24 protein-coding genes, 1 tRNA gene and 1 other annotated feature are annotated in these 25250 nt (G+C 44.2%); of the genes, 22 read left to right on the top strand and 3 right to left on the bottom strand.

The features are described 5' to 3' along the window. The 11 genes from sdhA (at position 1) to QF06_RS12375 (ending at position 8278) form a co-directional block, all read left to right on the top strand. Positions 1-1761: a succinate dehydrogenase flavoprotein subunit gene (sdhA, locus tag QF06_RS12425; RefSeq protein WP_003229567.1), complete on the top strand. Its 1761-nt coding sequence runs from the start codon at positions 1-3 to the stop codon at positions 1759-1761. Positions 1762-1763: 2 nt separating this feature from the next. Next, positions 1764-2525, top strand: coding sequence for a succinate dehydrogenase iron-sulfur subunit (sdhB, locus tag QF06_RS12420; RefSeq protein WP_014477584.1), 762 nt, complete (start codon positions 1764-1766; stop codon positions 2523-2525). A 60-nt stretch (positions 2526-2585) separates the two neighbouring features. Then, positions 2586-3029: an acyl-CoA thioesterase gene (locus QF06_RS12415; protein WP_015251520.1), complete on the top strand. Its 444-nt coding sequence runs from the start codon at positions 2586-2588 to the stop codon at positions 3027-3029. A 115-nt stretch (positions 3030-3144) separates the two neighbouring features. Continuing rightward, a complete protein-coding gene (gerE, locus tag QF06_RS12410) occupies positions 3145-3369 on the top strand; it encodes a spore germination transcription factor GerE (protein ID WP_003184172.1) in 225 nt (74 codons plus the stop codon). A 243-nt stretch (positions 3370-3612) separates the two neighbouring features. Continuing rightward, entirely contained in the window at positions 3613-4053 is a 441-nt protein-coding gene (locus tag QF06_RS12405) for a MarR family winged helix-turn-helix transcriptional regulator (RefSeq protein WP_003229573.1), read from the top strand. A gap of 7 nt (positions 4054-4060) precedes the next feature. After that, positions 4061-4879: a glutamate racemase gene (racE, locus tag QF06_RS12400; RefSeq protein WP_015251521.1), complete on the top strand. Its 819-nt coding sequence runs from the start codon at positions 4061-4063 to the stop codon at positions 4877-4879. A 114-nt stretch (positions 4880-4993) separates the two neighbouring features. Continuing rightward, positions 4994-6094 (top strand): spore germination protein GerM, encoded by a 1101-nt coding sequence (gene gerM, locus QF06_RS12395; RefSeq protein ID WP_021480263.1) that lies wholly within the window; start codon positions 4994-4996, stop codon positions 6092-6094. 110 nt (positions 6095-6204) lie between these two features. Further along, positions 6205-6942: a ribonuclease PH gene (gene rph, locus QF06_RS12390; protein ID WP_003246039.1), complete on the top strand. Its 738-nt coding sequence runs from the start codon at positions 6205-6207 to the stop codon at positions 6940-6942. A gap of 12 nt (positions 6943-6954) precedes the next feature. Beyond that, positions 6955-7551: an XTP/dITP diphosphatase gene (locus QF06_RS12385; protein WP_015251523.1), complete on the top strand. Its 597-nt coding sequence runs from the start codon at positions 6955-6957 to the stop codon at positions 7549-7551. Positions 7552-7566: 15 nt separating this feature from the next. After that, positions 7567-8076, top strand: a complete 510-nt coding sequence (locus QF06_RS12380) for a metallophosphoesterase (protein ID WP_041850188.1) — start codon at positions 7567-7569, stop codon at positions 8074-8076. 128 nt (positions 8077-8204) lie between these two features. Then, positions 8205-8278: transfer RNA gene (locus tag QF06_RS12375), tRNA-Arg, on the top strand. A gap of 63 nt (positions 8279-8341) precedes the next feature. Here the strand turns inward: QF06_RS12375 and QF06_RS12370 are convergent. The 3 genes from QF06_RS12370 to cotQ form a co-directional block, all read right to left on the bottom strand. Beyond that, positions 8342-9163, bottom strand: a complete 822-nt coding sequence (locus QF06_RS12370; RefSeq protein ID WP_041850187.1) for a YsnF/AvaK domain-containing protein — start codon at positions 9161-9163, stop codon at positions 8342-8344. A gap of 183 nt (positions 9164-9346) precedes the next feature. Beyond that, the gene (locus QF06_RS12365) at positions 9347-9802 is read right to left on the bottom strand and encodes a GNAT family N-acetyltransferase (RefSeq protein ID WP_038827686.1); all 456 of its coding nucleotides are present in this window, start codon (positions 9800-9802) and stop codon (positions 9347-9349) included. Positions 9803-9966: 164 nt separating this feature from the next. Beyond that, positions 9967-10302 carry an inner spore coat protein CotQ gene (gene cotQ / locus QF06_RS12360; RefSeq protein ID WP_038827685.1) on the bottom strand — a complete coding sequence of 112 codons (336 nt, stop codon included), beginning with the start codon at positions 10300-10302 and terminating at the stop codon, positions 9967-9969. A gap of 446 nt (positions 10303-10748) precedes the next feature. Continuing rightward, positions 10749-10993 (top strand) — a binding site (T-box leader). A 121-nt stretch (positions 10994-11114) separates the two neighbouring features. Between cotQ and ilvB the strand changes: the two genes are divergently transcribed. From ilvB to lonB, 11 genes are all read left to right on the top strand, one after another. Further along, positions 11115-12839, top strand: coding sequence for an acetolactate synthase large subunit (ilvB, locus tag QF06_RS12355; protein WP_043940173.1), 1725 nt, complete (start codon positions 11115-11117; stop codon positions 12837-12839). Further along, entirely contained in the window at positions 12836-13354 is a 519-nt protein-coding gene (ilvN, locus tag QF06_RS12350) for an acetolactate synthase small subunit (protein WP_004399096.1), read from the top strand. The genes ilvB and ilvN overlap by 4 nt, the downstream gene beginning before the upstream one ends. 23 nt (positions 13355-13377) lie before the next feature. Next, entirely contained in the window at positions 13378-14406 is a 1029-nt protein-coding gene (gene ilvC, locus QF06_RS12345) for a ketol-acid reductoisomerase (protein WP_003222549.1), read from the top strand. Beyond that, complete coding sequence (locus QF06_RS12340; protein ID WP_041850186.1) at positions 14393-15949, top strand: 2-isopropylmalate synthase; 1557 nt, start codon at positions 14393-14395, stop codon at positions 15947-15949. Before ilvC ends, QF06_RS12340 begins: the two co-directional genes overlap by 14 nt. A 20-nt stretch (positions 15950-15969) precedes the next feature. Further along, positions 15970-17067 (top strand): 3-isopropylmalate dehydrogenase, encoded by a 1098-nt coding sequence (gene leuB, locus QF06_RS12335; protein WP_015251530.1) that lies wholly within the window; start codon positions 15970-15972, stop codon positions 17065-17067. Between the two features lie 49 nt (positions 17068-17116). Further along, positions 17117-18535: a 3-isopropylmalate dehydratase large subunit gene (gene leuC, locus QF06_RS12330; protein ID WP_003229604.1), complete on the top strand. Its 1419-nt coding sequence runs from the start codon at positions 17117-17119 to the stop codon at positions 18533-18535. Between the two features lie 12 nt (positions 18536-18547). Further along, entirely contained in the window at positions 18548-19147 is a 600-nt protein-coding gene (gene leuD / locus QF06_RS12325) for a 3-isopropylmalate dehydratase small subunit (protein ID WP_041850185.1), read from the top strand. 118 nt (positions 19148-19265) lie between these two features. After that, positions 19266-20270 carry a DNA damage checkpoint antagonist DdcA gene (gene ddcA, locus QF06_RS12320; RefSeq protein WP_029726367.1) on the top strand — a complete coding sequence of 335 codons (1005 nt, stop codon included), beginning with the start codon at positions 19266-19268 and terminating at the stop codon, positions 20268-20270. Between the two features lie 227 nt (positions 20271-20497). Continuing rightward, positions 20498-21772 (top strand): trigger factor, encoded by a 1275-nt coding sequence (gene tig, locus QF06_RS12315; RefSeq protein ID WP_014480469.1) that lies wholly within the window; start codon positions 20498-20500, stop codon positions 21770-21772. Positions 21773-22043: 271 nt separating this feature from the next. Continuing rightward, on the top strand, positions 22044-23306 hold the full coding sequence (gene clpX / locus QF06_RS12310; protein ID WP_003229613.1) for an ATP-dependent protease ATP-binding subunit ClpX: 1263 nt from the start codon (positions 22044-22046) through the stop codon (positions 23304-23306). 153 nt (positions 23307-23459) lie between these two features. Continuing rightward, a complete protein-coding gene (gene lonB / locus QF06_RS12305) occupies positions 23460-25118 on the top strand; it encodes an ATP-dependent protease LonB (protein ID WP_014477564.1) in 1659 nt (552 codons plus the stop codon). Positions 25119-25250: the final 132 nt, after the last annotated feature.

The following is a 25250-nucleotide window of genomic DNA, read 5'->3' as shown; positions in this document are numbered from 1 at the left end:
ATGAGTCAATCAAGCATTATCGTAGTCGGCGGGGGTCTTGCCGGCCTCATGGCGACAATTAAAGCAGCGGAATCAGGAATGGCGGTTAAATTGTTTTCCATCGTTCCTGTCAAACGTTCTCATTCAGTTTGTGCGCAAGGCGGCATAAATGGAGCGGTCAATACAAAAGGGGAAGGTGACTCTCCGTGGGAACATTTTGATGACACGGTATACGGGGGAGACTTTCTTGCCAACCAGCCGCCGGTCAAGGCGATGTGTGAAGCGGCGCCTTCGATCATCCACTTATTAGACCGGATGGGCGTCATGTTTAACCGGACGCCTGAAGGCCTGCTTGATTTCCGCCGATTCGGGGGTACACAGCACCACAGAACTGCTTATGCTGGTGCGACGACGGGACAGCAGCTGCTTTACGCACTGGACGAGCAAGTGCGCAGATACGAAGTTGCGGGTCTGGTCACAAAATACGAAGGCTGGGAATTCCTTGGCGCTGTTTTAGATGATGACAGAACCTGCCGTGGAATTGTTGCACAAAACCTGACAAACATGCAAATTGAATCCTTCCGTTCAGACGCTGTCATTATGGCGACGGGCGGACCGGGAATCATCTTTGGAAAATCAACGAACTCCATGATTAATACAGGATCTGCTGCATCAATCGTTTATCAGCAGGGAGCGTATTATGCAAACGGAGAATTCATTCAAATCCACCCGACAGCCATACCGGGCGATGACAAACTAAGACTGATGAGTGAATCAGCGCGTGGTGAAGGCGGGCGCGTGTGGACATATAAAGACGGCAAACCATGGTATTTCCTGGAGGAAAAATATCCGGCATACGGAAACCTGGTGCCGCGTGATATTGCGACACGCGAAATATTTGATGTGTGTGTGAACCAGAAGCTCGGCATTAACGGTGAAAACATGGTATATCTCGATCTGTCTCATAAAGATCCGAAAGAGCTTGATATTAAGCTTGGCGGCATCATTGAGATTTATGAGAAATTCATGGGAGACGACCCGCGTAAGCTTCCAATGAAAATCTTCCCTGCGGTCCATTATTCTATGGGCGGTTTATGGGTGGATTACGATCAAATGACAAACATCCCTGGACTGTTTGCGGCTGGGGAATGTGATTATTCTATGCACGGCGGCAACCGCTTGGGAGCGAACTCCTTGCTGTCTGCGATTTACGGAGGCATGGTGGCCGGACCGAATGCGGTGAAATATGTAAACGGCTTAGAATCTTCAGCGGAAGACATGTCTTCATCATTATTCGACGCTCACGTTAAGAAAGAAGAAGAAAAATGGGCTGATATTATGAGTATGGACGGAACCGAAAATGCCTATGTTCTTCACAAAGAGCTCGGTGAGTGGATGACGGCGAACGTAACGGTTGTCCGCCATAATGACAAGCTTTTGAAAACGGATGACAAAATTCAGGAGTTAATGGAGCGCTTCAAAAAGATCAACATCAATGATACGACAAAATGGAGCAACCAGGGAGCGATGTTCACACGCCAGTTCTCAAACATGCTTCAGCTTGCTAGGGTGATTACCCTTGGCGCATACAACCGTAATGAAAGCCGGGGCGCCCATTATAAACCGGATTATCCTGAACGTAATGATGATGAATGGCTCAAAACAACAATGGCTAAACATGTAAGCCCGTATGAAGCGCCGGAATTTGAGTATCAGGATGTCGATGTATCACTGATAACGCCTCGGAAACGGGATTACTCGAAGAAGAAGGTGGCGAAATAATCATGAGTGAACAAAAAACCATACGATTTATTATCACACGTCAAGATACAGCCGACAGCACGCCTTACGATGAAGAATTTGAGATTCCATACCGCCCGAATCTGAACGTCATTTCCGCTCTGATGGAAATCCGCCGGAATCCGGTTAATGTCAAAGGTGAGAAGACAACCCCTGTCACATGGGATATGAACTGTCTTGAGGAAGTATGCGGCGCATGTTCAATGGTCATAAACGGAAAACCCCGCCAATCTTGCACGGCGCTTATCGACCAGCTTGAACAGCCGATCCGTTTAAAACCAATGAAAACATTCCCAGTCGTTCGTGATTTGCAGGTTGATCGCAGCAGAATGTTTGATTCATTGAAAAAAGTTAAAGCATGGATACCGATTGACGGTACGTACGATTTAGGACCAGGGCCGAGAATGCCAGAAAAACGCCGTCAATGGGCATATGAATTATCAAAATGCATGACATGCGGCGTCTGCCTCGAAGCTTGCCCGAATGTGAACAGCAAATCGAAGTTCATGGGGCCTGCACCGATGTCGCAAGTCCGCCTGTTTAACGCGCATCCGACAGGCGCTATGAATAAATCTGAACGATTAGAAGCATTAATGGATGAAGGCGGCCTTCAAGATTGCGGTAACTCGCAAAACTGTGTTCAATCCTGTCCGAAGGGGATTCCGCTTACCACTTCGATTGCAGCCTTGAATAGAGATACAAACTTACAAGCGTTCCGCAATTTCTTCGGAAGCGACAGAGTATAAGAAGAAAAAACCTCTTCCGCATGGGAGAGGTTTTTTTAAACAATAAGGAGATGAAAAAAGATGAAGCTTCCCGCTTATATTGATATGCCGTTTCAAGAATGGAAAACATCCTTTTCTTTTTTTAATGAGGTATCCGTAAGATTTTCCGAGACAGACATGTTTGGGCATATGAATAATGTAACCCCTTTTATATATTTTGAGGAGGCGCGGATTTCTTATTTTAAAAAGCTGAATATGATGAGTGAAAACAAACAGACCATGACAGTCGTGGCAAGCCAGCAATGCGATTATTTGCGCCAAGTCATGCCTTATGAAGAATTGCGCATCTATGTGAAAACAAGCGCAGTCGGCAGTTCATCTCTTACCTTGCACTATCTCGGAGAGAACCTCGAAGGCGAACCCTGCTTCACCGGGGCAGTCGTGATGGTTCAAGTCTCAAAGGAAAGCGGCAAAGCTGTCAGCTGGACAGATGAGGAGAAAGAAACGCTTCTTCATACACGATAAACTAATTATCTTGTAAACGTCACCTCCTGCGCCCTTCTTACATATGATATCTCGACTATATCAAAACCCATTCGTTTCTGATTCGCTCTCACCTTAGCAAGGAGGGTTACAATACTTGAAGGAGAAAGAATTTCAATCGAAGCCGCTGCTAACGAAAAGAGAAAGAGAAGTGTTCGAATTGCTCGTTCAAGATAAGACAACAAAGGAGATTGCAAGCGAGCTATTTATCAGTGAGAAAACCGTTCGAAACCATATTTCAAATGCCATGCAGAAATTGGGTGTGAAAGGGCGTTCGCAAGCCGTTGTTGAGCTTCTTAGAATGGGTGAGCTAGAGCTTTAATCCTTGCCGGTATTCCTTCTTTTGGAAGGAGCCGGTTATTGCTGTTTGTTTGGAACATTCGAAACCATATTTGGAATGCTGTGCAAAACGTAGGCAAGTCATAAATTAAATTTTATTTCTTGATGTTGTTTGACTAAAGTCCTCTATTTCTCTCCTGCGAGTCTTGCATTTTCTTCAAAAAAGAAGGAAAATAGACACGGAACGCTTTTGTGCGTAAGAGATCCTTGAGTGAGGGATGGACAAATGACATCAAAACCTTTGGAGCATGTTGCGGATATTGAAAAGTCACTCCGCCACATTGCCGCGATCATTAAGCAAAAAGGACGAGAAATCCTTAACCAATATGCGATTACGCCGCCGCAATTTGTCGGCTTGCAATGGCTTTATGAATTAGGAGATATGACAATCGGTGAATTATCGGGCAAAATGTATCTGGCATGCAGCACGACAACGGACTTAATCGACCGCATGCAAAAAAATGAGCTTGTTGAGCGGGTCAAGGACCCGGCGGACAGACGTGTTGTCCGGATACATCTGCTGCCTGAAGGAGAACGGATTATCCAAGAGGTCATTACAAAAAGACAGGAATATCTGCGTGATATGTTCGAATCGTTTACAGATGAAGAAATAGCCATCTTCGAAAAATCTTTGATGAAACTGCAGCATGAAATGAAGAGAAAATGAGGCGATTTTGTTGGAACAACCAATAGGAGTCATTGATTCCGGGGTTGGCGGTTTAACCGTTGCGAAGGAAATCATGAGACAGCTACCTAAAGAAAATATTATCTACGTCGGGGATACGAAACGGTGTCCTTATGGGCCGCGCCCTGAAGAAGAGGTGCTTCAATATACGTGGGAGCTGACGAATTATTTACTCGAAAACCACCACATCAAAATGCTGGTGATCGCCTGTAATACAGCAACAGCGATCGCATTGGATGACATCCAGCGAAGCGTCGGTATACCGGTGGTCGGAGTGATCCAGCCTGGTGCGAGAGCAGCGATAAAAGTGACGGATAATCAGCATATCGGTGTCATCGGCACAGAGAATACGATTAAGAGCAATGCATACGAAGAGGCGCTTTTGGCATTAAACCCTGATCTGAAGGTTGAAAACCTTGCCTGCCCGCTGCTTGTGCCTTTTGTGGAAAGCGGGAAGTTTCTCGACAAAACAGCAGACGAGATTGTCAAAACCTCGCTGTATCCGTTAAAAGATACATCGATTGATTCGCTGATTTTAGGTTGCACCCACTATCCCATTTTGAAAGAAGCCATTCAAAGATATATGGGAGAACACGTTAACATTATTTCGTCCGGCGATGAAACAGCCCGGGAAGTCAGCACGATTCTCTCGTATAAAGGGCTGCTGAACCAGTCTGCGAATGCCCCGGATCATCAGTTCTTGACAACAGGAGCGCGTGATCAGTTTGCGAAAATCGCAGACGATTGGTTTGGCCATGAGGTGGGCCATGTGGAATGCATCTCACTGCAAGAACCGATTAGAAGATAGTTTTCCCCGCAACGTTATGTTGCGGGTTTTTTTCTGTTTTGCCGGAATTCTTCGGTCTATTTCCTAAAGAGGCTCGTATACATAATAGTACAAACATCCTTAGGAGGGAAAAGTATGCTGAAAAAAGGACCTGCAGTCATTGGTGCCACTTGTCTCACCTCTGCCTTGCTTTTATCCGGATGCGGTTTGTTTCAATCTGATAAGGCAGCCGAGGAAATTGATCCGCCTCAAGACGTTACATTCGTGAACGATGAAGCGGGTGCCAATTCAAATACAACAGCAGCCAAAAAAACAGAAAGTGAAAAAAGCGATACCGCAAAAGCGGATCAGGCCTCATCTACTGTCATGAGGGAGCTTTATCTCATTGATAAAAACGGGTATGTTGTTGCGCAAACGCTGCCTCTTCCTAAAAGTGAGAGCACGGCTAAGCAGGCGCTTGAATACCTCGTACAGGGCGGGCCTGTGTCAGAAATTCTTCCGAATGGCTTCAGAGCGGTATTGCCGGCTGACACAACTGTTAACGTTGACATCAAAAAAGATGGAACCGCGATAGCTGATTTCTCTAATGAGTTCAAAAATTATAAGAAAGAAGACGAACAGAAAATCGTTCAGTCTGTGACGTGGACGCTGACGCAATTTAGTTCGATAGATAAAGTGAAGCTGAGAATAAACGGGCATGAACTGAAGGAGATGCCTGTAGGAGGGACACCAATCTCAGATGATTTAAGCCGCAAAGACGGCATTAATTTGGAGACAGCCGGTGTAAATGATCTCACTGCTACCCATCCGCTGACAGTCTACTATTTGGCGGAAAATGAAGACAGTGAATACTACGTGCCGGTGACGAAACGAATCGACAATTCGGAAAAAGACGACATCACAGCAGCCATTAATGAATTGGCTAAAGGCCCAAGCAAGGTGAGCGGGCTGTTAACAGACTTCAGTGAAGATGTAAAGCTGGTCAGCAAACCGAAAATCAAAGACGGGCGCGTGACGTTGGATTTCAATCAATCTATATTCGGCAGCGCCGATGAGAAGACGAAAATGATTTCTTCAGAAGTGCTGAACAGCATTGTGCTCACGTTAACGGAGCAGCCGGATATAAAAGGCGTGTCTGTTAAAGTGAACGGAAAATCAGAGCTGGTAAATGAAAAAGGCGAAAAGCTCACAGAACCGGTCTCCAGACCATCTCAAGTGAATACGGGTAGTTTTTAAATTGGGATTTTTGATATACTAGAAAGAAAGAGGTTAGCGTTCCGGCTGCCTCTTTCTTTATTCAATTCCGGGACAAAAATGGTTTATGTACATACAATCGGAGGTAAAACATGAGACATGACGGAAGACAACACGATGAGCTGCGTCCAATCACATTCGATTTGGATTTTATCAGCCATCCGGAAGGTTCTGTTCTAATAACAGCAGGGAATACAAAGGTAATCTGCAACGCGTCTGTTGAGGACCGCGTACCGCCGTTTTTGCGGGGCGGAGGGAAAGGCTGGATTACAGCAGAGTACAGCATGCTGCCGCGGGCAACAAACCAAAGAACAATCAGAGAATCTTCTAAGGGGAAAATTTCCGGCAGAACAATGGAGATCCAACGCCTGATCGGCCGCGCGCTTCGAGCTGTTGTAGATCTGGAAAAGCTCGGTGAACGGACGATTTGGATTGACTGTGATGTTATTCAAGCTGATGGAGGAACTAGAACAGCTTCCATTACAGGCGCATTTCTTGCTATGGCGATTGCGATTGGCAAGCTGATCAAAGCAGGAACAATCAAGACAAATCCGATCACTGATTTTCTTGCTGCAATCTCTGTTGGAATTGATAAGGAACAGGGAATTTTGTTAGATTTAAATTATGAAGAAGATTCCTCTGCTGAAGTTGACATGAATGTCATCATGACAGGCAGCGGCCGTTTTGTGGAACTGCAGGGAACCGGGGAAGAGGCAACTTTTTCTAGAGAGGATCTGAACGGTCTTCTGGGTCTTGCGGAAAAAGGAATTCAAGAGCTGATTGACAAGCAAAAAGAAGTGCTGGGTGATTCTCTGCCAGAACTGAAATAAAGACAGAAAGGCTTGATCATCATGAAAGAAGCAATTATTGCGACACATAATCCGGGAAAAGTGAAGGAATTCAAAGAAATTCTTGAGCCAAGAGGCTATGATGTCAAATCTTTAGCTGAAATTGGATTCACAGAAGAAATTGAAGAAACAGGCCATACATTTGAAGAAAATGCCATTCTGAAAGCGGAAGCTGTTGCCAAAGCAGTAAACAAAATGGTGATTGCGGACGACTCCGGTCTATCCATCGATAATCTTGGCGGCAGGCCCGGGGTTTATTCAGCCCGCTATGCAGGGGAACAGAAAGACGACCAGGCAAATATCGAAAAAGTGCTCAGCGAGCTGAAAGGTATCGAAAAAGAACAGCGCACCGCCCGTTTCCGCTGCGCACTGGCCGTGAGTATTCCCGGAGAGGAAACAAAAACAGTCGAAGGCCATGTTGAAGGGTATATTGCTGAAGAACCGAGAGGAGAATATGGCTTTGGCTATGACCCAATTTTTATCGTGAAAGATAAAGATAAGACAATGGCTGAACTGACAAGTGATGAAAAAAATAAAATCAGCCATAGGGCTGACGCGCTTAAAAAGCTGTCTAAGCTTTTGGAGGCATAAGGAGGAAGCTTGTACATGAACGTGCTGATTATCAGTGACAGCCATGGGCTTGAAGAAGAACTCCAAACCATTGCGAAACGGCATGAGGCAGAAGTTGATCTCATGATTCATTGCGGGGACTCTGAGCTTGAAACGAGGCATCCTGCATTGGAGCCTTATGCGGTTGTAAAAGGCAATTGCGATTTTGCCGGCGATTTTAAGGACGAGCTTCTACTGACTGCCGGTTCAAGAAAAATACTGGTCACACACGGCCACCTTCACGGTATAAAACAGACCTTGTTAAACGTATACTATCGTGCAGAGGAGCTCGGAGCGGATATTATCTGCTTCGGGCATTCGCACATCGCGGGAAGCGAAGTGCTGCGCGGAAAACTGATGATTAACCCAGGCAGCATCCGGCTTCCGAGGGTGCGCAGGACAGAAAGCTATGCTATACTGACATTAGAAAATGATGCTGCGACAGTCCGTTTTTACGACCAAGCAGGCAATGAAATTAAGGATCTGCAAAACCGAGTCACACTATGAAAATGTCATGAGGAAGAAAATTTTCTTCCTCATGAAAAAAATTCTAAAAAACCGTTGACTTATTGTTGCATCCCATATATAATAAATCTTGTCGCTGATAGTTAAAGCGAAAACAAAAAACAAAACGTGTCCCAGTAGCTCAGCTGGATAGAGCAACGGCCTTCTAAGCCGTCGGTCGGGAGTTCGAATCTCTCCTGGGACGTACCAAAAGAAAAACCTCAAATCCTAATTGGATTTGAGGTTTTTTGTTGTCGTGTTATGATTTTCATTTGTTATTTAACGGATCATCATCCAAGCCGTCAACTTTTCCTTCTTTATTCAGACGAGGTTCTTCTTTTTTCACAGTTTCAGAAATATGTTCATTTTCTTCAACAGTGCGTTTGCCGACAACCACTTCATCAGTGACAACCGGTTTTTTAGTCACTTCAAGCTTTTCCTCAACGATTGGAACTCTAATCTCTTCCGAATCGTTGACGGGAGCAGCGTCCGTTTTATTTTCATCCACTGGACGGCGTTCGACATAAATTTCATCATGTCTCACAGGAATGTCCATATCTCTTTTTTCTGTTTTCACTTCTTTTCCTATTTCTACTTCGCCGGTTTGAACGTCTTCCTTATCGACTTTCAGCTGTTCTTCCCGGAGCGGCATCGTTTTTTCTTCTTTCGTTGTATAATCCAATTCATTTGTGCTTGAAAAGCCGCCTGAAAGGGCATTGCCGTTATCAATAGGAGCAATTACATCTGCATCTGTATCGACGGCTACCAGAAGTTTTCCGTCATCCAAATCTTCTTGATACTTGTCTATTTCATCAGTTTTAATATCCAAGTCGGATAATGCTTTGCTGTGTGTATCAGTATCATCCATTGTGAAATAATCTTTCAGTTTATCGAAAAAAGATTCAGATTCGCCCTGATGTGCATCGATGGCTTGATTGACTTCTGTTCCTGTACGTGACTCCAAATAATCTGTATCTCGCCGGCTTGTCACAACAGAAATGTCATCAGAATCATAGCCTTTTGTGAGTAAGCCTTCAATCGCTGCGATGGTTTCCTGCGGAGTTTCGTATACACCAACTATGCTTTTCATATCAATCTCCTCCTTTATGAATTTGCATGATATCGTTCATGTCGTTTGTAATTCCCGCTGTTCTTTGAATTAAACAAAATTGAAAACATTGGCGTGTATCATAAAGGTGAAAAATGTGTGAAAATAAAAAAAGATAGATAAGACAGACCTTCCCCTGCACTTATCTATCCTTATAAAATCGTCTCACAATTCCTTCGTCATAAACACACTGTTTGGATCTTCATCGTAGTCTGCAAACGGTTCACAATACTGGAAACCGAAGCTTTCATACAATTTTCTTGCCGGCTCAAATGAAGCCATTGAACCCGTTTCTAAGCTAAGTCGCTCATAGCCTCGCTTCTCGGCTTCTTCAATGATATGCTGGAGAACTTGTTTGGCAACGCCTTTTCTTAAATGTGATGCAGATGTTCGCATTGATTTGACTTCTCCGTGCCAGCTGTCCAGTTCTTTTAGCGCTCCGCAACCGGCTAGTTCATCACCCTCCCATGCACTCCAAAATGTTATTCCAGGGCCTCTTAGTTTCTCTAAACCTAAGGCATGGATGCTTTCCGGCGGGGACATAAGCGTCATGCTATGTAAATGCTCATTCACCAGTGACACCACCTGATGTCCAGTTAAATCATCTAGTTTTATATACATTTTATTCCTCCTCAAACATTCATCTTAATCATATTCGATCCTGTTTCCAACTATAAAGACAGATAATCTGACAGTATTGAAGCCTTTTTGGAATGTATGAGCTTCAAAAGATGCTTGAAAGCAACAAAGAGGCCGAAAACGTTGTTCGGCCCTTGCAGTTTTCTTTAATATCTAAAGCCTCCATGCACACCGGCTGTTCCGCTAAAACCGCCGACATGTGTTGCCGGAATACTGAACCCGCCGCTATGGCCGCTGAAGCCAGTGCCTGAAAATTGCTGCCCGAAAAAATCTGAAGTGTATGGATAAGAGGAGTACATAGCAGAGGGAGTGGTTAACGGGCTATATGCCTGGCTGAACGGCTGTCCGTATCCGTAGCCTCCAAATGGCTGATGGCTTTGCTGGTAAAAGGGAGGGACAGCAGGATAATACTGCTGCGGAAAGCTCGGGAAGCTTGGAAAGCCTGCAGGGAATCCTTGCATGTCTGCTAATGATTTATTCATCGTATCACCTTTTCTTTGCAAGATACCATTAATGTATGCCGGGGAATAATAGGGGTGCCTATCCGAACTTGAAATGGATTGCAAGATGATCTGTCAGACTCAATCCATATACGAACCATAGCGTGTTATAAAATCTTACATGTTTATATAAAATTAAATAATTCTGGTGTATTCTTGATAGATTAATAAAAAAATTATAAAAACTTTTAACATTTGCAATTCCTTTTGTACCAATAATGAAAGCGTATACAATATAGATTGATTAATCAAAATTGTCTAATAATTTTAAAAAATGCTGTTGACACTGCGTCCAAAGCGGCGTAATATGAGTTCAACAAAAGATAAACGCAAGCTTCACAAGCGAAAATCATCGCAGTATGATTCTAAAAAAATGAAAAACAAACGACCTTCTTGAACAGCTGGAAAGCCGTTCCGAAGGCTGAATATGAAAAGCGCAGATGAGGATAAGTAGCCTTGAAAAAGCTTTCCACAGAGAACCGGGTTAGCTGAGAACCGGCGAAGCTTTACAAGGTGAACTCGCCTCAGAGTGCCAGTCTGAAATGACAGTAGGACTTGGCCGGGTGAACTTGATTCACTCGTTACTAAAGCGGATAGAAATATCCATGAGACGGCCGACTAAGGCCGTAAACAAGGGTGGTACCGCGGAAAGAAAAGCCTTTTCGCCCCTTTTAGCTATCGCAGTTACTGCGCGGCTGATTGTGGGCGGAAGGGCTTTTTTTATTGAATAATCAGCTGTCTAGCTAATGAAAAGATGATCTTTAAAGGATGAAAATCCAAAAGGAGGAACTAAAATGAGGACTAATGTACAGGTGGATTCAGCATCTGCCAAATGTACACAGACGATGAGCGGAGCATTAATGCTGATTGAATCATTAAAAAAAGAGAAAGTAGAAATGATCTTCGGTTATCCGGGTGGGGCTGTGCTTCCGATTTACGATAAGCTATACAATTCAGGGTTGGTACATATCCTTCCCCGTCACGAACAAGGAGCAATTCATGCAGCGGAGGGATACGCAAGGGTCTCCGGAAAACCGGGTGTCGTCATTGCCACGTCAGGGCCGGGAGCGACAAACCTTGTTACAGGCCTTGCTGATGCCATGATTGATTCATTGCCGTTAGTTGTCTTTACAGGGCAGGTAGCAACCTCTGTAATCGGGAGCGATGCATTTCAGGAAGCAGACATTTTAGGGATTACGATGCCAGTAACAAAACACAGCTACCAGGTTCGCCAGCCGGAAGATCTGCCGCGCATCATTAAAGAAGCGTTCCATATTGCAACAACTGGAAGACCCGGACCTGTATTGATTGATATTCCGAAAGATGTAGCAACAATTGAAGGAGAATTCAGCTACGATCATGAGATGAATCTCCCGGGATACCAGCCGACAACAGAGCCGAATTATTTGCAGATCCGCAAGCTTGTGGAAGCCGTGAGCAGTGCGAAAAAACCGGTGATCCTGGCGGGTGCGGGCGTACTGCACGGAAAAGCGTCAGAAGAATTAAAAAATTATGCTGAACAGCAGCAAATCCCTGTGGCACACACCCTTTTGGGGCTCGGAGGCTTCCCGGCTGACCATCCGCTTTTCCTAGGGATGGCGGGAATGCACGGTACTTATACAGCCAATATGGCTCTTCATGAATGTGATCTATTAATCAGTATCGGCGCCCGTTTTGATGACCGTGTCACAGGAAACCTGAAACACTTTGCCAGAAACGCAAAGATAGCCCACATCGATATTGATCCAGCTGAAATCGGAAAAATCATGAAAACACAGATTCCTGTAGTCGGAGACAGCAAAATTGTCCTGCAGGAGCTGATCAAACAAGACGGCAAACAAAGCGATTCAAGCGAATGGAAAAAACAGCTCGCAGAATGGAAAGAAGAGTATCCGCTCTGGTATGTAGATAATGAAGAAGAAGGTTTTAAACCTCAGAAATTGATTGAATATATTCATCAATTTACAAAAGGAGAGGCCATTGTCGCAACAGATGTAGGCCAGCATCAAATGTGGTCAGCGCAATTTTATCCGTTCCAAAAAGCAGATAAATGGGTCACGTCAGGCGGACTTGGAACGATGGGATTCGGTCTTCCGGCGGCGATCGGCGCACAGCTGGCCGAAAAAGATGCTACTGTTGTCGCGGTTGTCGGAGACGGCGGATTCCAAATGACGCTTCAAGAACTCGATGTTATTCGCGAATTAAATCTTCCGGTCAAGGTAGTGATTTTAAATAACGCTTGTCTCGGAATGGTCAGACAGTGGCAGGAAATTTTCTATGAAGAACGTTATTCAGAATCTAAATTCGCTTCTCAGCCTGACTTCGTCAAATTGTCCGAAGCATACGGCATTAAAGGCATCAGAATTTCATCAGAAGCGGAAGCAAAGGAAAAGCTGGAAGAGGCATTAACATCAAGAGAACCTGTTGTCATTGACGTGCGGGTTGCCAGCGAAGAAAAAGTATTCCCGATGGTGGCTCCGGGGAAAGGGCTGCATGAAATGGTGGGGGTGAAACCTTGAAAAGAATTATCACATTGACTGTGGTGAACCGCTCCGGGGTGTTAAACCGGATCACCGGTCTATTCACAAAAAGGCATTACAACATTGAAAGCATTACAGTTGGACACACAGAAACAGCCGGCGTTTCCAGAATCACCTTCGTCGTTCATGTTGAAGGTGAAAATGATGTTGAACAGTTAACGAAACAGCTCAACAAACAGATTGATGTGCTGAAAGTCACAGACATCACAAATCAATCGATTGTCCAGAGGGAGCTGGCCTTAATCAAGGTTGTCTCCGCACCTTCAACGAGAACAGAGATTAATGGAATCATAGAACCGTTTAGAGCCTCTGTCGTTGATGTCAGCAGAGACAGCATCGTTGTTCAGGTGACGGGTGAATCTAACAAAATTGAAGCGCTTATTGAGTTATTAAAACCTTATGGCATTAAAGAAATCGCGAGAACAGGTACAACGGCTTTTGCGAGGGGAACCCAGCAAAAGGCGTCATCCAATAAAACAATATCTATTGTATAAAACATAACAAGGGAGAGATTAAAATGGTAAAAGTATATTATAACGGTGATATCAAAGAGAACGTATTGGCTGGAAAAACAGTAGCGGTTATCGGGTACGGTTCGCAAGGCCACGCACATGCCCTGAACCTTAAAGAAAGCGGAGTAGACGTGATCGTCGGTGTTAGACAAGGAAAATCTTTCACTCAAGCCCAAGAAGACGGACATAAAGTATTTTCAGTAAAAGAAGCGGCAGCCCAAGCCGAAATCATCATGGTTCTGCTTCCGGATGAGCAGCAGCAAAAAGTTTACGAAGCTGAAATCAAAGATGAATTGACAGCAGGAAAATCATTAGTATTTGCTCATGGATTTAACGTTCATTTCCATCAAATTGTTCCTCCGGCGGATGTAGATGTATTCTTAGTGGCGCCTAAAGGACCGGGACACTTGGTAAGAAGAACATATGAGCAAGGAGCTGGCGTACCTGCATTGTTCGCAATCTATCAAGATGTGACTGGAGAAGCAAGAGACAAAGCCCTCGCATATGCAAAAGGAATCGGCGGCGCAAGAGCGGGCGTATTAGAAACGACATTTAAAGAAGAAACAGAAACAGATTTGTTCGGTGAGCAAGCAGTTCTTTGCGGCGGATTAAGCGCGCTTGTCAAAGCCGGATTTGAAACATTAACTGAAGCAGGTTATCAGCCTGAACTTGCATACTTCGAGTGCCTTCATGAGCTGAAATTAATCGTAGACCTTATGTACGAAGAAGGACTTGCAGGAATGAGATATTCAATCTCTGACACAGCACAGTGGGGAGATTTCGTATCAGGTCCTCGCGTTGTGGACGCTAAAGTAAAAGAATCTATGAAAGAAGTATTAAAAGATATCCAAAACGGTACATTCGCAAAAGAGTGGATCGTCGAAAACCAAGTAAACCGTCCTCGTTTCAACGCTATCAATGCAAGCGAGAACGAACATCAAATCGAAGTAGTGGGAAGAAAGCTTCGTGAAATGATGCCGTTTGTGAAACAAGGCAAGAAGAAGGAAGCGGTGGTCTCCGTTGCGCAAAATTAATTTTTTCGATACGACGCTTCGTGATGGTGAACAGTCCCCTGGAGTGAACTTGAATACACAGGAGAAACTTGCCATAGCTAAGCAGCTCGAAAGACTCGGGGCAGATATCATTGAAGCGGGATTTCCCGCTTCGTCCCGAGGTGACTTTTTAGCTGTTCAGGAAATCGCAAGAACCATTAAAATTTGTTCAGTAACTGGTCTGGCCCGTTGTGTAAAAGGTGATATTGATGCTGCTTGGGAAGCGTTAAAGGATGGCGCTCAACCAAGAATTCATGTATTTATCGCCACATCGGACATTCATTTGAAGCACAAGCTGAAAATGACACGTGAGCAAGTCATTGAAAGAGCGGTTGAAATGGTGAGATACGCAAAAGAACGTTTTCCGATTGTGCAATGGTCAGCTGAAGATGCCTGCCGCACTGAACTGCCGTTTCTAGCAGAAATCGTCGAAAAAGTGATTGACGCAGGCGCCAGTGTTATCAATCTTCCGGACACTGTCGGCTACCTGGCTCCGGCGGAATACGGAAATATCTTTAGATATATGAAGGAAAACGTTCCGAACATTCACAAAGCAAAGCTTTCAGCCCACTGTCATGATGATTTAGGAATGGCAGTCGCAAACTCTCTTGCTGCGATTGAAAACGGCGCTGATCAAATCGAATGCGCTGTGAACGGGATCGGTGAAAGAGCCGGAAACGCGGCATTAGAGGAAATTGCCGTAGCCCTCCATACCAGAAAAGATTTCTACCAAGTCGAAACAGGCATTACACTGAACGAGATTAAGAGAACAAGTGATTTAGTAAGCAAACTGACAGGCATGGCTGTCCCGCGCAACAAAGCGGTTGTTGGAGATAATGCATTTGCTCATGAATCAGGCATCCATCAGGACGGCTTTTTAAAAGAAAAATCGACTTATGAAATTATTTCACCGGAGCTTGTCGGTGTAACCGCAGATGCGCTTGTTCTAGGTAAACATTCCGGACGCCACGCATTTAAAGATCGGCTGACTGCTTTAGGATTCCAATTTGACAGTGAAGAGATTAATAAATTCTTTACGATGTTCAAAGAGTTGACTGAGAAGAAAAAAGAAATCACTGATGAGGATCTTGTTTCTCTTATTTTAGAAGAAAAAGTAACAGATCGCAAGATTGGGTATGAATTTCTTTCTCTGCAAGTACATTACGGAACAAGTCAGGTCCCTACGGCTACTCTTTCGTTGAAAAATCAAGAAAACGCAGAGCTTATTCAGGAAGCTGCAACTGGAGCTGGAAGCGTGGAAGCAATCTACAATACGCTTGAGCGCTGCATCGATAAGGACGTGGAGCTCTTAGACTACCGCATCCAGTCTAACAGAAAAGGCGAAGATGCATTTGCCCAGGTGTATGTAAGAGTTTTGGTGAATGGAAAAGAATCAGCAGGGCGGGGCATAGCGCAAGACGTATTAGAAGCATCAGCGAAAGCTTATTTGAACGCAGTAAACCGTCAATTGGTTTTCCAGTCGAATATGAGTGGGTTGAAAAACCACACAGCTGTCGGATCATAAAAGAAAGGAGAACGGTTAACTTGAAGAAACGTATTGCTCTATTGCCCGGAGACGGGATCGGCCCTGAAGTATTAGAATCAGCGACAGACGTACTGAAAAGTGTTGCCGAACGCTTTAACCATGAATTTGAATTTGAATATGGCCTGATTGGAGGGGCGGCTATTGATGAACATCATAACCCCCTCCCGGAGGAAACCGTTGCTGCTTGTAAAAATGCAGACGCGATATTGCTTGGTGCTGTTGGCGGACCGAAATGGGATCAAAATCCTTCGGAACTGAGACCGGAAAAAGGGCTGCTCAGCATCAGAAAACAGCTTGATTTGTTTGCGAATTTGCGGCCTGTGAAGGTATTTGAAAGCCTTTCTGACGCTTCGCCTTTGAAAAAAGAATATATAGATAATGTTGATTTCGTTATCGTTCGTGAGCTCACAGGCGGCTTGTATTTCGGCCAGCCGAGCAAACGTTATGTAAACACTGAAGGTGAGCAGGAAGCAGTAGATACACTGTTTTATAAGCGAACGGAAATTGAACGAGTGATCAGAGAGGGCTTTAAAATGGCGGCAGCCAGAAAAGGCAAAGTGACCTCTGTAGATAAAGCGAATGTTCTTGAATCAAGCCGGCTGTGGCGTGAAGTGGCTGAGGACGTTGCACAAGAGTTTCCTGATGTGAAGCTTGAGCACATGCTTGTGGATAACGCGGCCATGCAGCTAATTTATGCACCGAATCAATTTGATGTCGTGGTGACTGAAAATATGTTCGGTGATATTTTAAGCGATGAAGCGTCCATGCTTACAGGCTCGCTCGGAATGCTCCCGTCAGCCAGCCTATCAAGCTCTGGTCTTCATCTGTTTGAACCTGTTCATGGCTCCGCGCCTGATATTGCTGGTAAAGGGATGGCAAATCCGTTCGCAGCCATATTGTCAGCGGCAATGCTTTTGAGAACATCTTTCGGGCTTGAAGAGGAAGCGAAAGCTGTAGAAGATGCGGTAAACAAAGTCTTGGCTTCCGGAAAAAGAACAAGAGACTTGGCACGGGGTGAAGAGTTCAGCAGCACTCAGGCCATTACAGAGGAAGTTAAGGCAGCAATCATGAGTGAAAATACAATTTCTAATGTGTGACAGCTTACGTTAAGCGGTCTTAGCTCTAGGTAGAGGGAGGAAATAAAAGATGATGCCTCGAACAATCATCGAAAAGATTTGGGATCAGCATATTGTAAAACATGGTGAGGGAAAGCCGGATCTTCTCTATATTGATTTGCACCTCATTCATGAGGTGACGTCTCCTCAGGCATTTGAAGGCTTGAGACAAAAGGGAAGAAAGGTCAGAAGACCCCAAAACACATTTGCGACAATGGACCACAACATCCCGACTGTCAATCGTTTTGAGATAAAGGATGAAGTTGCGAAACGCCAGGTAACGGCGCTTGAAAGAAACTGTGAGGAATTTGGCGTGCGCCTTGCCGATCTTCACAGCGTGGATCAAGGGATTGTCCATGTCGTCGGCCCTGAACTGGGCTTAACGCTTCCAGGGAAAACGATTGTGTGCGGTGACAGTCATACATCAACACATGGCGCTTTCGGCGCTCTTGCATTTGGAATCGGGACGAGTGAAGTCGAACATGTCCTTTCCACACAGACACTTTGGCAGCAGCGTCCAAAAACACTTGAAGTGCGCGTAGATGGAACGCTTCAAAAAGGGGTAACGGCAAAGGATGTCATCCTTGCTGTCATCGGCAAATACGGTGTGAAATTCGGCACAGGCTACGTCATTGAATACACTGGGGAAGTATTCAGAAATATGACGATGGATGAACGAATGACTGTTTGTAACATGTCAATTGAAGCAGGAGCAAGAGCAGGTTTGATTGCACCTGACGAGGTGACGTTTGAATATTGCAAAAATCGCAAGTACACGCCAAAAGGCGAAGAATTTGACAAGGCCGTAGAGGAATGGAAGGCGCTGCGCACAGACCCGGGCGCTGTTTATGATAAATCTATCGTCCTTGACGGCAACAAAATTTCCCCTATGGTGACATGGGGCATTAACCCGGGAATGGTTCTTCCTGTCGATTCTGAAGTTCCTGCGCCGGAAAGCTTTTCTGCAGAAGACGATAAAAAAGAAGCGATTCGTGCTTATGAATATATGGGATTGACTCCTCACCAAAAAATTGAAGACATTAAAGTGGAGCACGTATTTATCGGTTCCTGCACAAATTCCCGCATGACTGACCTTCGACAGGCTGCTGACATGATCAAAGGGAAGAAGGTAGCTGACAGCGTAAGGGCCATCGTGGTGCCCGGATCCCAAAGCGTGAAGCTTCAGGCTGAAAAAGAAGGGCTTGACCAGATTTTCTTGGAAGCTGGATTTGAATGGAGAGAGTCAGGCTGCAGCATGTGTTTGAGTATGAATAATGATGTTGTTCCTGAGGGAGAGCGCTGTGCATCAACCTCTAACCGCAACTTCGAGGGCAGACAAGGAAAAGGTGCAAGAACACATCTCGTCAGCCCGGCAATGGCTGCGATGGCTGCCATTCACGGACACTTCGTTGATGTCAGAAAGTTTTATCAGGAAAAAACAGTTGTGTAAGGAGTGCGCGAGATGGAACCTTTGAAATCACATACGGGGAAAGCGGCCGTATTAAATCGGATCAATGTGGATACAGACCAGATTATTCCTAAGCAATTTTTGAAGAGGATTGAAAGAACAGGCTACGGGCGTTTTGCATTCTTTGACTGGAGATATGATGCGAATGGTGAACCGAACCCTGAATTTGAATTAAACCAGCCTGTTTATCAAGGAGCTTCCATTTTAATAGCAGGAGAAAACTTCGGCTGCGGGTCATCGCGTGAACACGCTCCGTGGGCACTTGATGATTATGGGTTTAAAATTATCATTGCGCCGTCATTTGCTGATATTTTTCATCAGAACTGCTTTAAAAACGGCATGCTTCCGATCCGCATGCCATATGACAATTGGAAACAGCTTGTCGGCCAGTATGAAAACAAGTCATTGCAAATGACTGTTGACCTTGAAAATCAGCTGATTCATGACAGTGAAGGCAATCAAATTTCATTTGAAGTTGACTCGCATTGGAAAGAGATGCTGATCAACGGATATGATGAAATTTCATTAACGCTGCTGCTGGAAGATGAAATCAAGCAATTTGAATCACAAAGAAGCTCTTGGCTTCAAGACTGAAAAAGCGGCCGGTATTTGTCCGGCGGCTTTTTTTGCCTGGTGAAACCTTTCATTTCTTGTTTTTGTTCACAGGTGTTGATACACTTGAACAAAATAAATGCCTGAAAGGAATATAGGTATGACGCATGACAAGAAGAACGCAAAAATTATTCCTTTTCCTCATCTGAAAGACCGCCTTGTGGAAAAAGGGATGTCATCACTAAAGGAAAAAAAGTATCAAGAAGCGCTCGAACTGTTTTCAGAAGCGATGAAATATGATGATACTGAAGCCGATCTTCACTTAGGGATGGCCATCTGCTTTTTAGAGCTGGGCGAGTTGGAAGAGGCAAAAAGCGTGTGCGAGAAGATGCTCAAAGAAGGTTATGGCCATTATTTTACGGTTTTGCAGGTGTACATGACCATCTTAATTCAGCTCAAAAAATACGAGGAAGTCAAAAGCACCATTGAAGCCGTTTTGGAAGAAAATCAGCTGCCGGCAGAAAGCGCCGAGCAATTTTATAAGCTGCTGGATTTCAGCCGGAAAATGACCGATCCGGATCGTGAGGACGAGGCTTGGGCCGAAGAATATGAGGATACAATTGACACCGAGAAAGTGCTGGCAAGCCCTGAGGAGCAAATGAATCTCATTCATTCCTTAAAAGACCGTAACGTAGCAAAGTATACAGGATTGCTCAAAACAATCCTCCAAGACCCCTCAGCCCATCCGATTATCAAAACGATGATTGTCATGCTGTTGGCTGAGCATGAGTACAGTAAGCCTGTACACATTAGTAAATTTGGCGAGTCGTTGACAATTGAACCGTCTGAGATTGTTCCGCCTGATGCCGCGCCGATTCTGCACCGTGTTCTCAGGGTGCTGGATGAGACACTTGGAAATGAAAATCCAACCTTATATGCAGCAGTAGAGGAATTGTGGAGAAGACATTTGTACGTTTTATATCCGTTCCAGCCGAAATTGCTGTCGGCTGACCTTTGGGCGGCTGCCCTTCATAAAGTCGGTTACGAGATGCACGGGATTGAAATTGAAAGCGAAGAACTTCATATGATGTATGAATTTACCGACAGAGAACTCGATGAAGCTTGCACAATGTTAAAAGATATTGAAGAAATTTCTTATTTGTAAATCGCGCCATATAGTTGAAAGCGCTATGTGTTATGTTATAATATAGTGGTTGTATTTGTGTATAACGGGTTATAAGAAATACGGTTGGACAGGCTTTGCAGTTCATTATTAATATCTATACATAATGATTCTGATCTTTGGCAGCTTTGTTTTTGTTGGACGAAGCCGTATGATTGCTTTAGAATGGAAGACCGAGACAACCTGAATAGATTTTTGGAGGGAAACACATGTCTGTAAAATGGGAAAAACAAGAAGGCAACGAAGGCGTTTTAACGGTTGAAGTTGATGCTGAAACGTTTAAAACAGCACTTGATGATGCATTTAAAAAAGTAGTAAAACAAGTTTCAATTCCTGGATTCCGTAAAGGTAAAATTCCTCGCGGATTATTCGAACAGCGCTTTGGCGTAGAAGCTCTTTACCAAGATGCTTTGGATATTCTTCTTCCTGTAGAATACCCTAAAGCGGTTGAAGAAGCTGGAATCGAGCCTGTAGACCGTCCTGAAATCGATGTTGAAAAAATCGAAAAAGGCGAAAGCTTAATCTTCACTGCGAAAGTAACAGTAAAACCTGAAGTGAAGCTTGGCGACTACAAAGGCTTAGGCATTGAAAAAGACGACACAACTGTAACTGACGAAGATGTTCAAAACGAACTAAAAGCGCTTCAAGAGCGTCAAGCTGAGCTTGTTGTAAAAGAAGAAGGCGCTGTTGAAGAAGGAAACACAGTTGTTCTTGATTTCGAAGGATTCGTTGACGGCGAAGCATTCGAAGGCGGAAAAGCTGAAAACTACTCTCTAGAAGTAGGTTCTGGTTCATTCATCCCTGGCTTCGAAGATCAATTAGTTGGCCTTGAAGCAGGTGCTGAGAAGGATGTTGAAGTGACATTCCCTGAGGAGTACCACGCTGAAGATCTTGCAGGCAAACCAGCTGTGTTCAAAGTGAAAATTCACGAAATCAAAGCGAAAGAGCTTCCTGAGCTTGACGATGAATTCGCAAAAGATATCGATGAAGAAGTGGAAACACTCGCTGAATTAACTGAAAAAACTAAGAAACGTTTAGAAGAAGCAAAAGAAAACGAAGCTGACGCTAAATTGCGTGAAGAGCTTGTTCTGAAAGCTTCTGAAAATGCTGAAATCGATGTTCCGCAAGCAATGGTCGACACTGAGCTTGACCGCATGCTGAAAGAATTCGAACAGCGTCTGCAAATGCAAGGCATGAACCTTGAGCTTTACACTCAATTCTCAGGTCAAGATGAAGCTGCGCTTAAAGAGCAAATGAAAGAAGATGCTGAAAAACGCGTAAAATCTAACCTGACTCTTGAGGCGATTGCGAAAGCGGAAAACCTTGAAGTATCAGATGAGGAAGTTGATGCTGAGCTTACTAAAATGGCTGAAGCATACAACATGCCTGTTGAAAATATTAAACAAGCCATCGGTTCTACTGACGCGATGAAAGAAGATTTAAAAGTTCGCAAAGCAATTGATTTTCTTGTAGAAAACCGTTAATATGGTGCATAATAATAGTACTAATAAAACAGGGCGCGAATCATTCGTGCCTTGTTTTGTACAATTATGAGTTATCTCTTTTTCTTGGGGCAATATAGTTAATGCAGGGCTGTTTTTTGTCATACATATAGAATGTGCAAGTCAGAAACACATTGTTACCGTCTTTTTGGAAAGTATGGTAAAATGCAATACATACTCGTTCGTTTCAAGAATCATTTTCTTTTGCTCTGCCGGTAAAAGAAAAAGTGAGACAAGATTAAGGGGTGAAAGAATGTTTAAATTTAACGAGGAAAAAGGACAATTAAAATGCTCGTTCTGTGGAAAAACACAAGATCAGGTTCGTAAGCTTGTAGCTGGACCTGGTGTATATATATGTGACGAATGTATCGAACTCTGCACTGAAATTGTAGAGGAAGAACTCGGAACAGAAGAAGAAGTAGAATTTAAAGACGTACCAAAGCCTCAGGAAATTCGCGAAATTTTGAATGAATATGTCATCGGCCAAGATCAAGCGAAGAAATCACTTGCTGTTGCTGTGTATAACCACTATAAGCGCATTAACTCTAACAGCAAAGTTGATGATGTTGAGCTTTCAAAAAGTAATATTTCATTAATCGGCCCTACGGGAAGCGGTAAAACCCTTCTGGCGCAAACATTGGCTCGCATTTTAAATGTGCCGTTTGCGATTGCAGACGCTACATCTTTGACTGAAGCTGGATACGTGGGTGAAGATGTAGAGAATATTCTCTTGAAGCTCATCCAAGCTGCTGATTATGATGTGGAAAAAGCCGAAAAAGGCATTATCTATATTGATGAAATCGATAAAGTGGCTAGAAAATCTGAAAACCCGTCTATCACACGTGATGTGTCAGGTGAGGGTGTACAGCAGGCATTGCTTAAAATTCTTGAGGGTACAGTGGCAAGCGTGCCGCCTCAAGGTGGACGTAAGCATCCTCATCAAGAATTCATTCAAATTGACACAACAAATATTTTGTTCATTTGCGGCGGAGCTTTCGATGGTATCGAACAAATCATCAAACGCCGTTTAGGCCAAAAAGTGATTGGATTCGGTGCCGACAATAAAGCTGCTGATCTTGAGAAAGAAGATCTTCTTTCAAAAGTGCTTCCTGAAGATTTGCTCCGTTTCGGGTTAATTCCTGAATTTATCGGACGTCTTCCGGTTATTGCAAGCCTTGAAAAGCTTGACGAAGAAGCATTGGTTGCGATCTTAACAAAACCGAAAAACGCTCTTGTTAAGCAATTCAAGAAAATGCTTGAGCTTGACAACGTTGAGCTTGAGTTTGAAGAAGAAGCGCTTTCTGAAATTGCTAAAAAAGCAATTGAACGCAAGACTGGAGCACGCGGACTCCGTTCTATCATTGAAGGCATCATGCTTGATGTTATGTTTGAGCTGCCTTCTCGTGATGACATTGAAAAATGTGTAATTACCGGGGCAACTGTGACACACGGAGAGCCTCCTCGCCTCTTATTAAAAGACGGCACTGAGGTAAGCCAAGATAAAACATCTGCATAAAGATAAGCACAAACCTCCTGAGTGGTAACACTCAGGAGGTTTTTTTTGCATGCAAACTCTTCCGGAAAAACGTTTATTCCCGCCTCCTATGGGAGATACTAGCAATCAGAGGAATGAATTGGATACATAAATTGTTTTTCAGGAGGGACCACCATGAGTTGGACAGGGATCGCGTTATTTATTCAGCTGTTTTTTGGGATCATCATTGGTTTGTATTTTTGGAATTTGCTTAAAAATCAAAGGACACAAAAGGTCACGATAGATAAAGAATCAAAGAAGGAAATGGAGCAGCTTCGGAAAATGCGCGCTATCAGCTTGTCCGAGCCATTATCTGAGAAGGTCCGCCCCAAAAGCTTTCAAGATATCGTCGGACAGGAAGACGGCATAAAAGCATTAAAGGCGGCTTTATGCGGGCCAAATCCTCAGCATGTGATTGTCTATGGGCCACCGGGAGTTGGGAAAACGGCTGCTGCGCGGCTTGTGTTGGAAGAAGCAAAAAAACATAAACAATCACCGTTTAAAGAGCAGGCTGTTTTTGTGGAACTCGATGCGACAACAGCCCGTTTTGATGAAAGAGGAATTGCCGATCCGCTCATCGGCTCTGTCCATGACCCGATATACCAAGGGGCCGGAGCGATGGGACAGGCTGGGATTCCGCAGCCGAAGCAGGGGGCTGTCACCCATGCCCATGGCGGTGTGCTGTTTATTGATGAAATAGGGGAGCTGCATCCTATTCAAATGAATAAAATGCTGAAGGTGCTTGAGGACAGAAAAGTCTTTTTAGACAGTGCGTATTACAGTGAGGAAAATACACAAATTCCGAATCATATTCATGATATTTTTCAAAATGGGCTGCCGGCTGATTTTCGCTTGATTGGCGCGACCACGAGAATGCCAAACGAGATTCCGCCAGCTATCAGGTCCCGCTGTTTGGAGGTTTTTTTCCGCGAGCTTGAAAAGGACGAGCTGAAAACGGTTGCTAAAACAGCAGCGGATAAAATTGAAAAAAATATCTCCGAAGAAGGCCTAGATCTTTTGACCAGCTACACGAGGAACGGGCGGGAAGCCGTCAATATGATTCAAATCGCAGCGGGGATGGCTGTAACGGAGAATCGGAAGGACATTACGATTGAGGATATCGAATGGGTCATTCACTCCAGTCAGCTTACTCCAAAGCACGAGCAAAAAATCGGTGTTGAACCACAGGTTGGCATTGTAAATGGGCTTGCAGTCTATGGGCCTAACAGCGGATCGCTTCTGGAAATCGAAGTGAGTGTAACCGCGGCTCAAGATAAAGGATCAATTAACATCACAGGAATAGCTGAAGAAGAAAGCATCGGCAGCCAATCAAAATCAATCAGACGAAAAAGCATGGCGAAGGGTTCGGTTGAAAATGTATTAACCGTGCTCCGGACAATGGGAATGAAGCCTTCTGATTATGATATTCACATCAATTTCCCAGGAGGGATTCCGATTGATGGGCCGTCAGCAGGCATTGCGATGGCGGCGGGGATTTTCTCGGCGATACACAAAATTCCTATTGACAATACCGTTGCGATGACGGGCGAAATCAGCCTGAACGGTCTTGTGAAACCCATTGGAGGCGTCATTCCGAAAATAAAAGCGGCCAAGCAGTCCGGTGCGAAAAAGGTGATTATCCCATATGAAAATCAGCAGGCCATCTTAAAGCAGATTGACGGGATCGAGATTATTGCAGTGAAGACGTTCCAAGAAGTGCTTGATGAAATTTTAGTGAATCCGCCAACGGAACAAAAACCGTTTCATATTGAAATCAATAAAGAATCTGTTTAAACCCTATTTTGATAATAGGGTTTTTTTCATGAAGGACATCTTTTCCTTTTTCATATCAGAAAGAAAGGGTATACTACGAGGAGACTGTTTTATAGAAAATGGAACCATGCCGTTTATTGTACAAGGATGAAA

The sequence above is a fragment of the Bacillus sp. YP1 genome (assembly GCF_000877815.1).
Classification (GTDB): Bacteria; Bacillota; Bacilli; order Bacillales; family Bacillaceae; genus Bacillus; species Bacillus subtilis.
The sequence above is the reverse complement of the archived record's forward strand: the minus strand, read 5'-3'. Positions and strand labels throughout refer to the sequence as shown.

Excerpts from the sequence above, each read along its gene's own strand:
- sdhA (WP_003229567.1), top strand. The coding sequence starts at position 1 with ATGAGTCAATCAAGCATTATCGTAGTCGGCGGGGGTCTTGCCGGCCTC.
- sdhB (WP_014477584.1), top strand. The coding sequence starts at position 1,764 with ATGAGTGAACAAAAAACCATACGATTTATTATCACACGTCAAGATACA.
- QF06_RS12415 (WP_015251520.1), top strand. The coding sequence starts at position 2,586 with ATGAAGCTTCCCGCTTATATTGATATGCCGTTTCAAGAATGGAAAACA.
- QF06_RS12405 (WP_003229573.1), top strand. The coding sequence starts at position 3,613 with ATGACATCAAAACCTTTGGAGCATGTTGCGGATATTGAAAAGTCACTC.
- gerM (WP_021480263.1), top strand. The coding sequence starts at position 4,994 with ATGCTGAAAAAAGGACCTGCAGTCATTGGTGCCACTTGTCTCACCTCT.
- rph (WP_003246039.1), top strand. The coding sequence starts at position 6,205 with ATGAGACATGACGGAAGACAACACGATGAGCTGCGTCCAATCACATTC.
- QF06_RS12380 (WP_041850188.1), top strand. The coding sequence starts at position 7,567 with ATGAACGTGCTGATTATCAGTGACAGCCATGGGCTTGAAGAAGAACTC.
- QF06_RS12370 (WP_041850187.1), bottom strand. The coding sequence starts at position 9,163 with ATGAAAAGCATAGTTGGTGTATACGAAACTCCGCAGGAAACCATCGCA.
- QF06_RS12365 (WP_038827686.1), bottom strand. The coding sequence starts at position 9,802 with ATGTATATAAAACTAGATGATTTAACTGGACATCAGGTGGTGTCACTG.
- cotQ (WP_038827685.1), bottom strand. The coding sequence starts at position 10,302 with ATGAATAAATCATTAGCAGACATGCAAGGATTCCCTGCAGGCTTTCCA.
- ilvB (WP_043940173.1), top strand. The coding sequence starts at position 11,115 with ATGAGGACTAATGTACAGGTGGATTCAGCATCTGCCAAATGTACACAG.
- ilvC (WP_003222549.1), top strand. The coding sequence starts at position 13,378 with ATGGTAAAAGTATATTATAACGGTGATATCAAAGAGAACGTATTGGCT.
- leuC (WP_003229604.1), top strand. The coding sequence starts at position 17,117 with ATGATGCCTCGAACAATCATCGAAAAGATTTGGGATCAGCATATTGTA.
- leuD (WP_041850185.1), top strand. The coding sequence starts at position 18,548 with ATGGAACCTTTGAAATCACATACGGGGAAAGCGGCCGTATTAAATCGG.
- ddcA (WP_029726367.1), top strand. The coding sequence starts at position 19,266 with ATGACGCATGACAAGAAGAACGCAAAAATTATTCCTTTTCCTCATCTG.
- tig (WP_014480469.1), top strand. The coding sequence starts at position 20,498 with ATGTCTGTAAAATGGGAAAAACAAGAAGGCAACGAAGGCGTTTTAACG.
- clpX (WP_003229613.1), top strand. The coding sequence starts at position 22,044 with ATGTTTAAATTTAACGAGGAAAAAGGACAATTAAAATGCTCGTTCTGT.
- lonB (WP_014477564.1), top strand. The coding sequence starts at position 23,460 with ATGAGTTGGACAGGGATCGCGTTATTTATTCAGCTGTTTTTTGGGATC.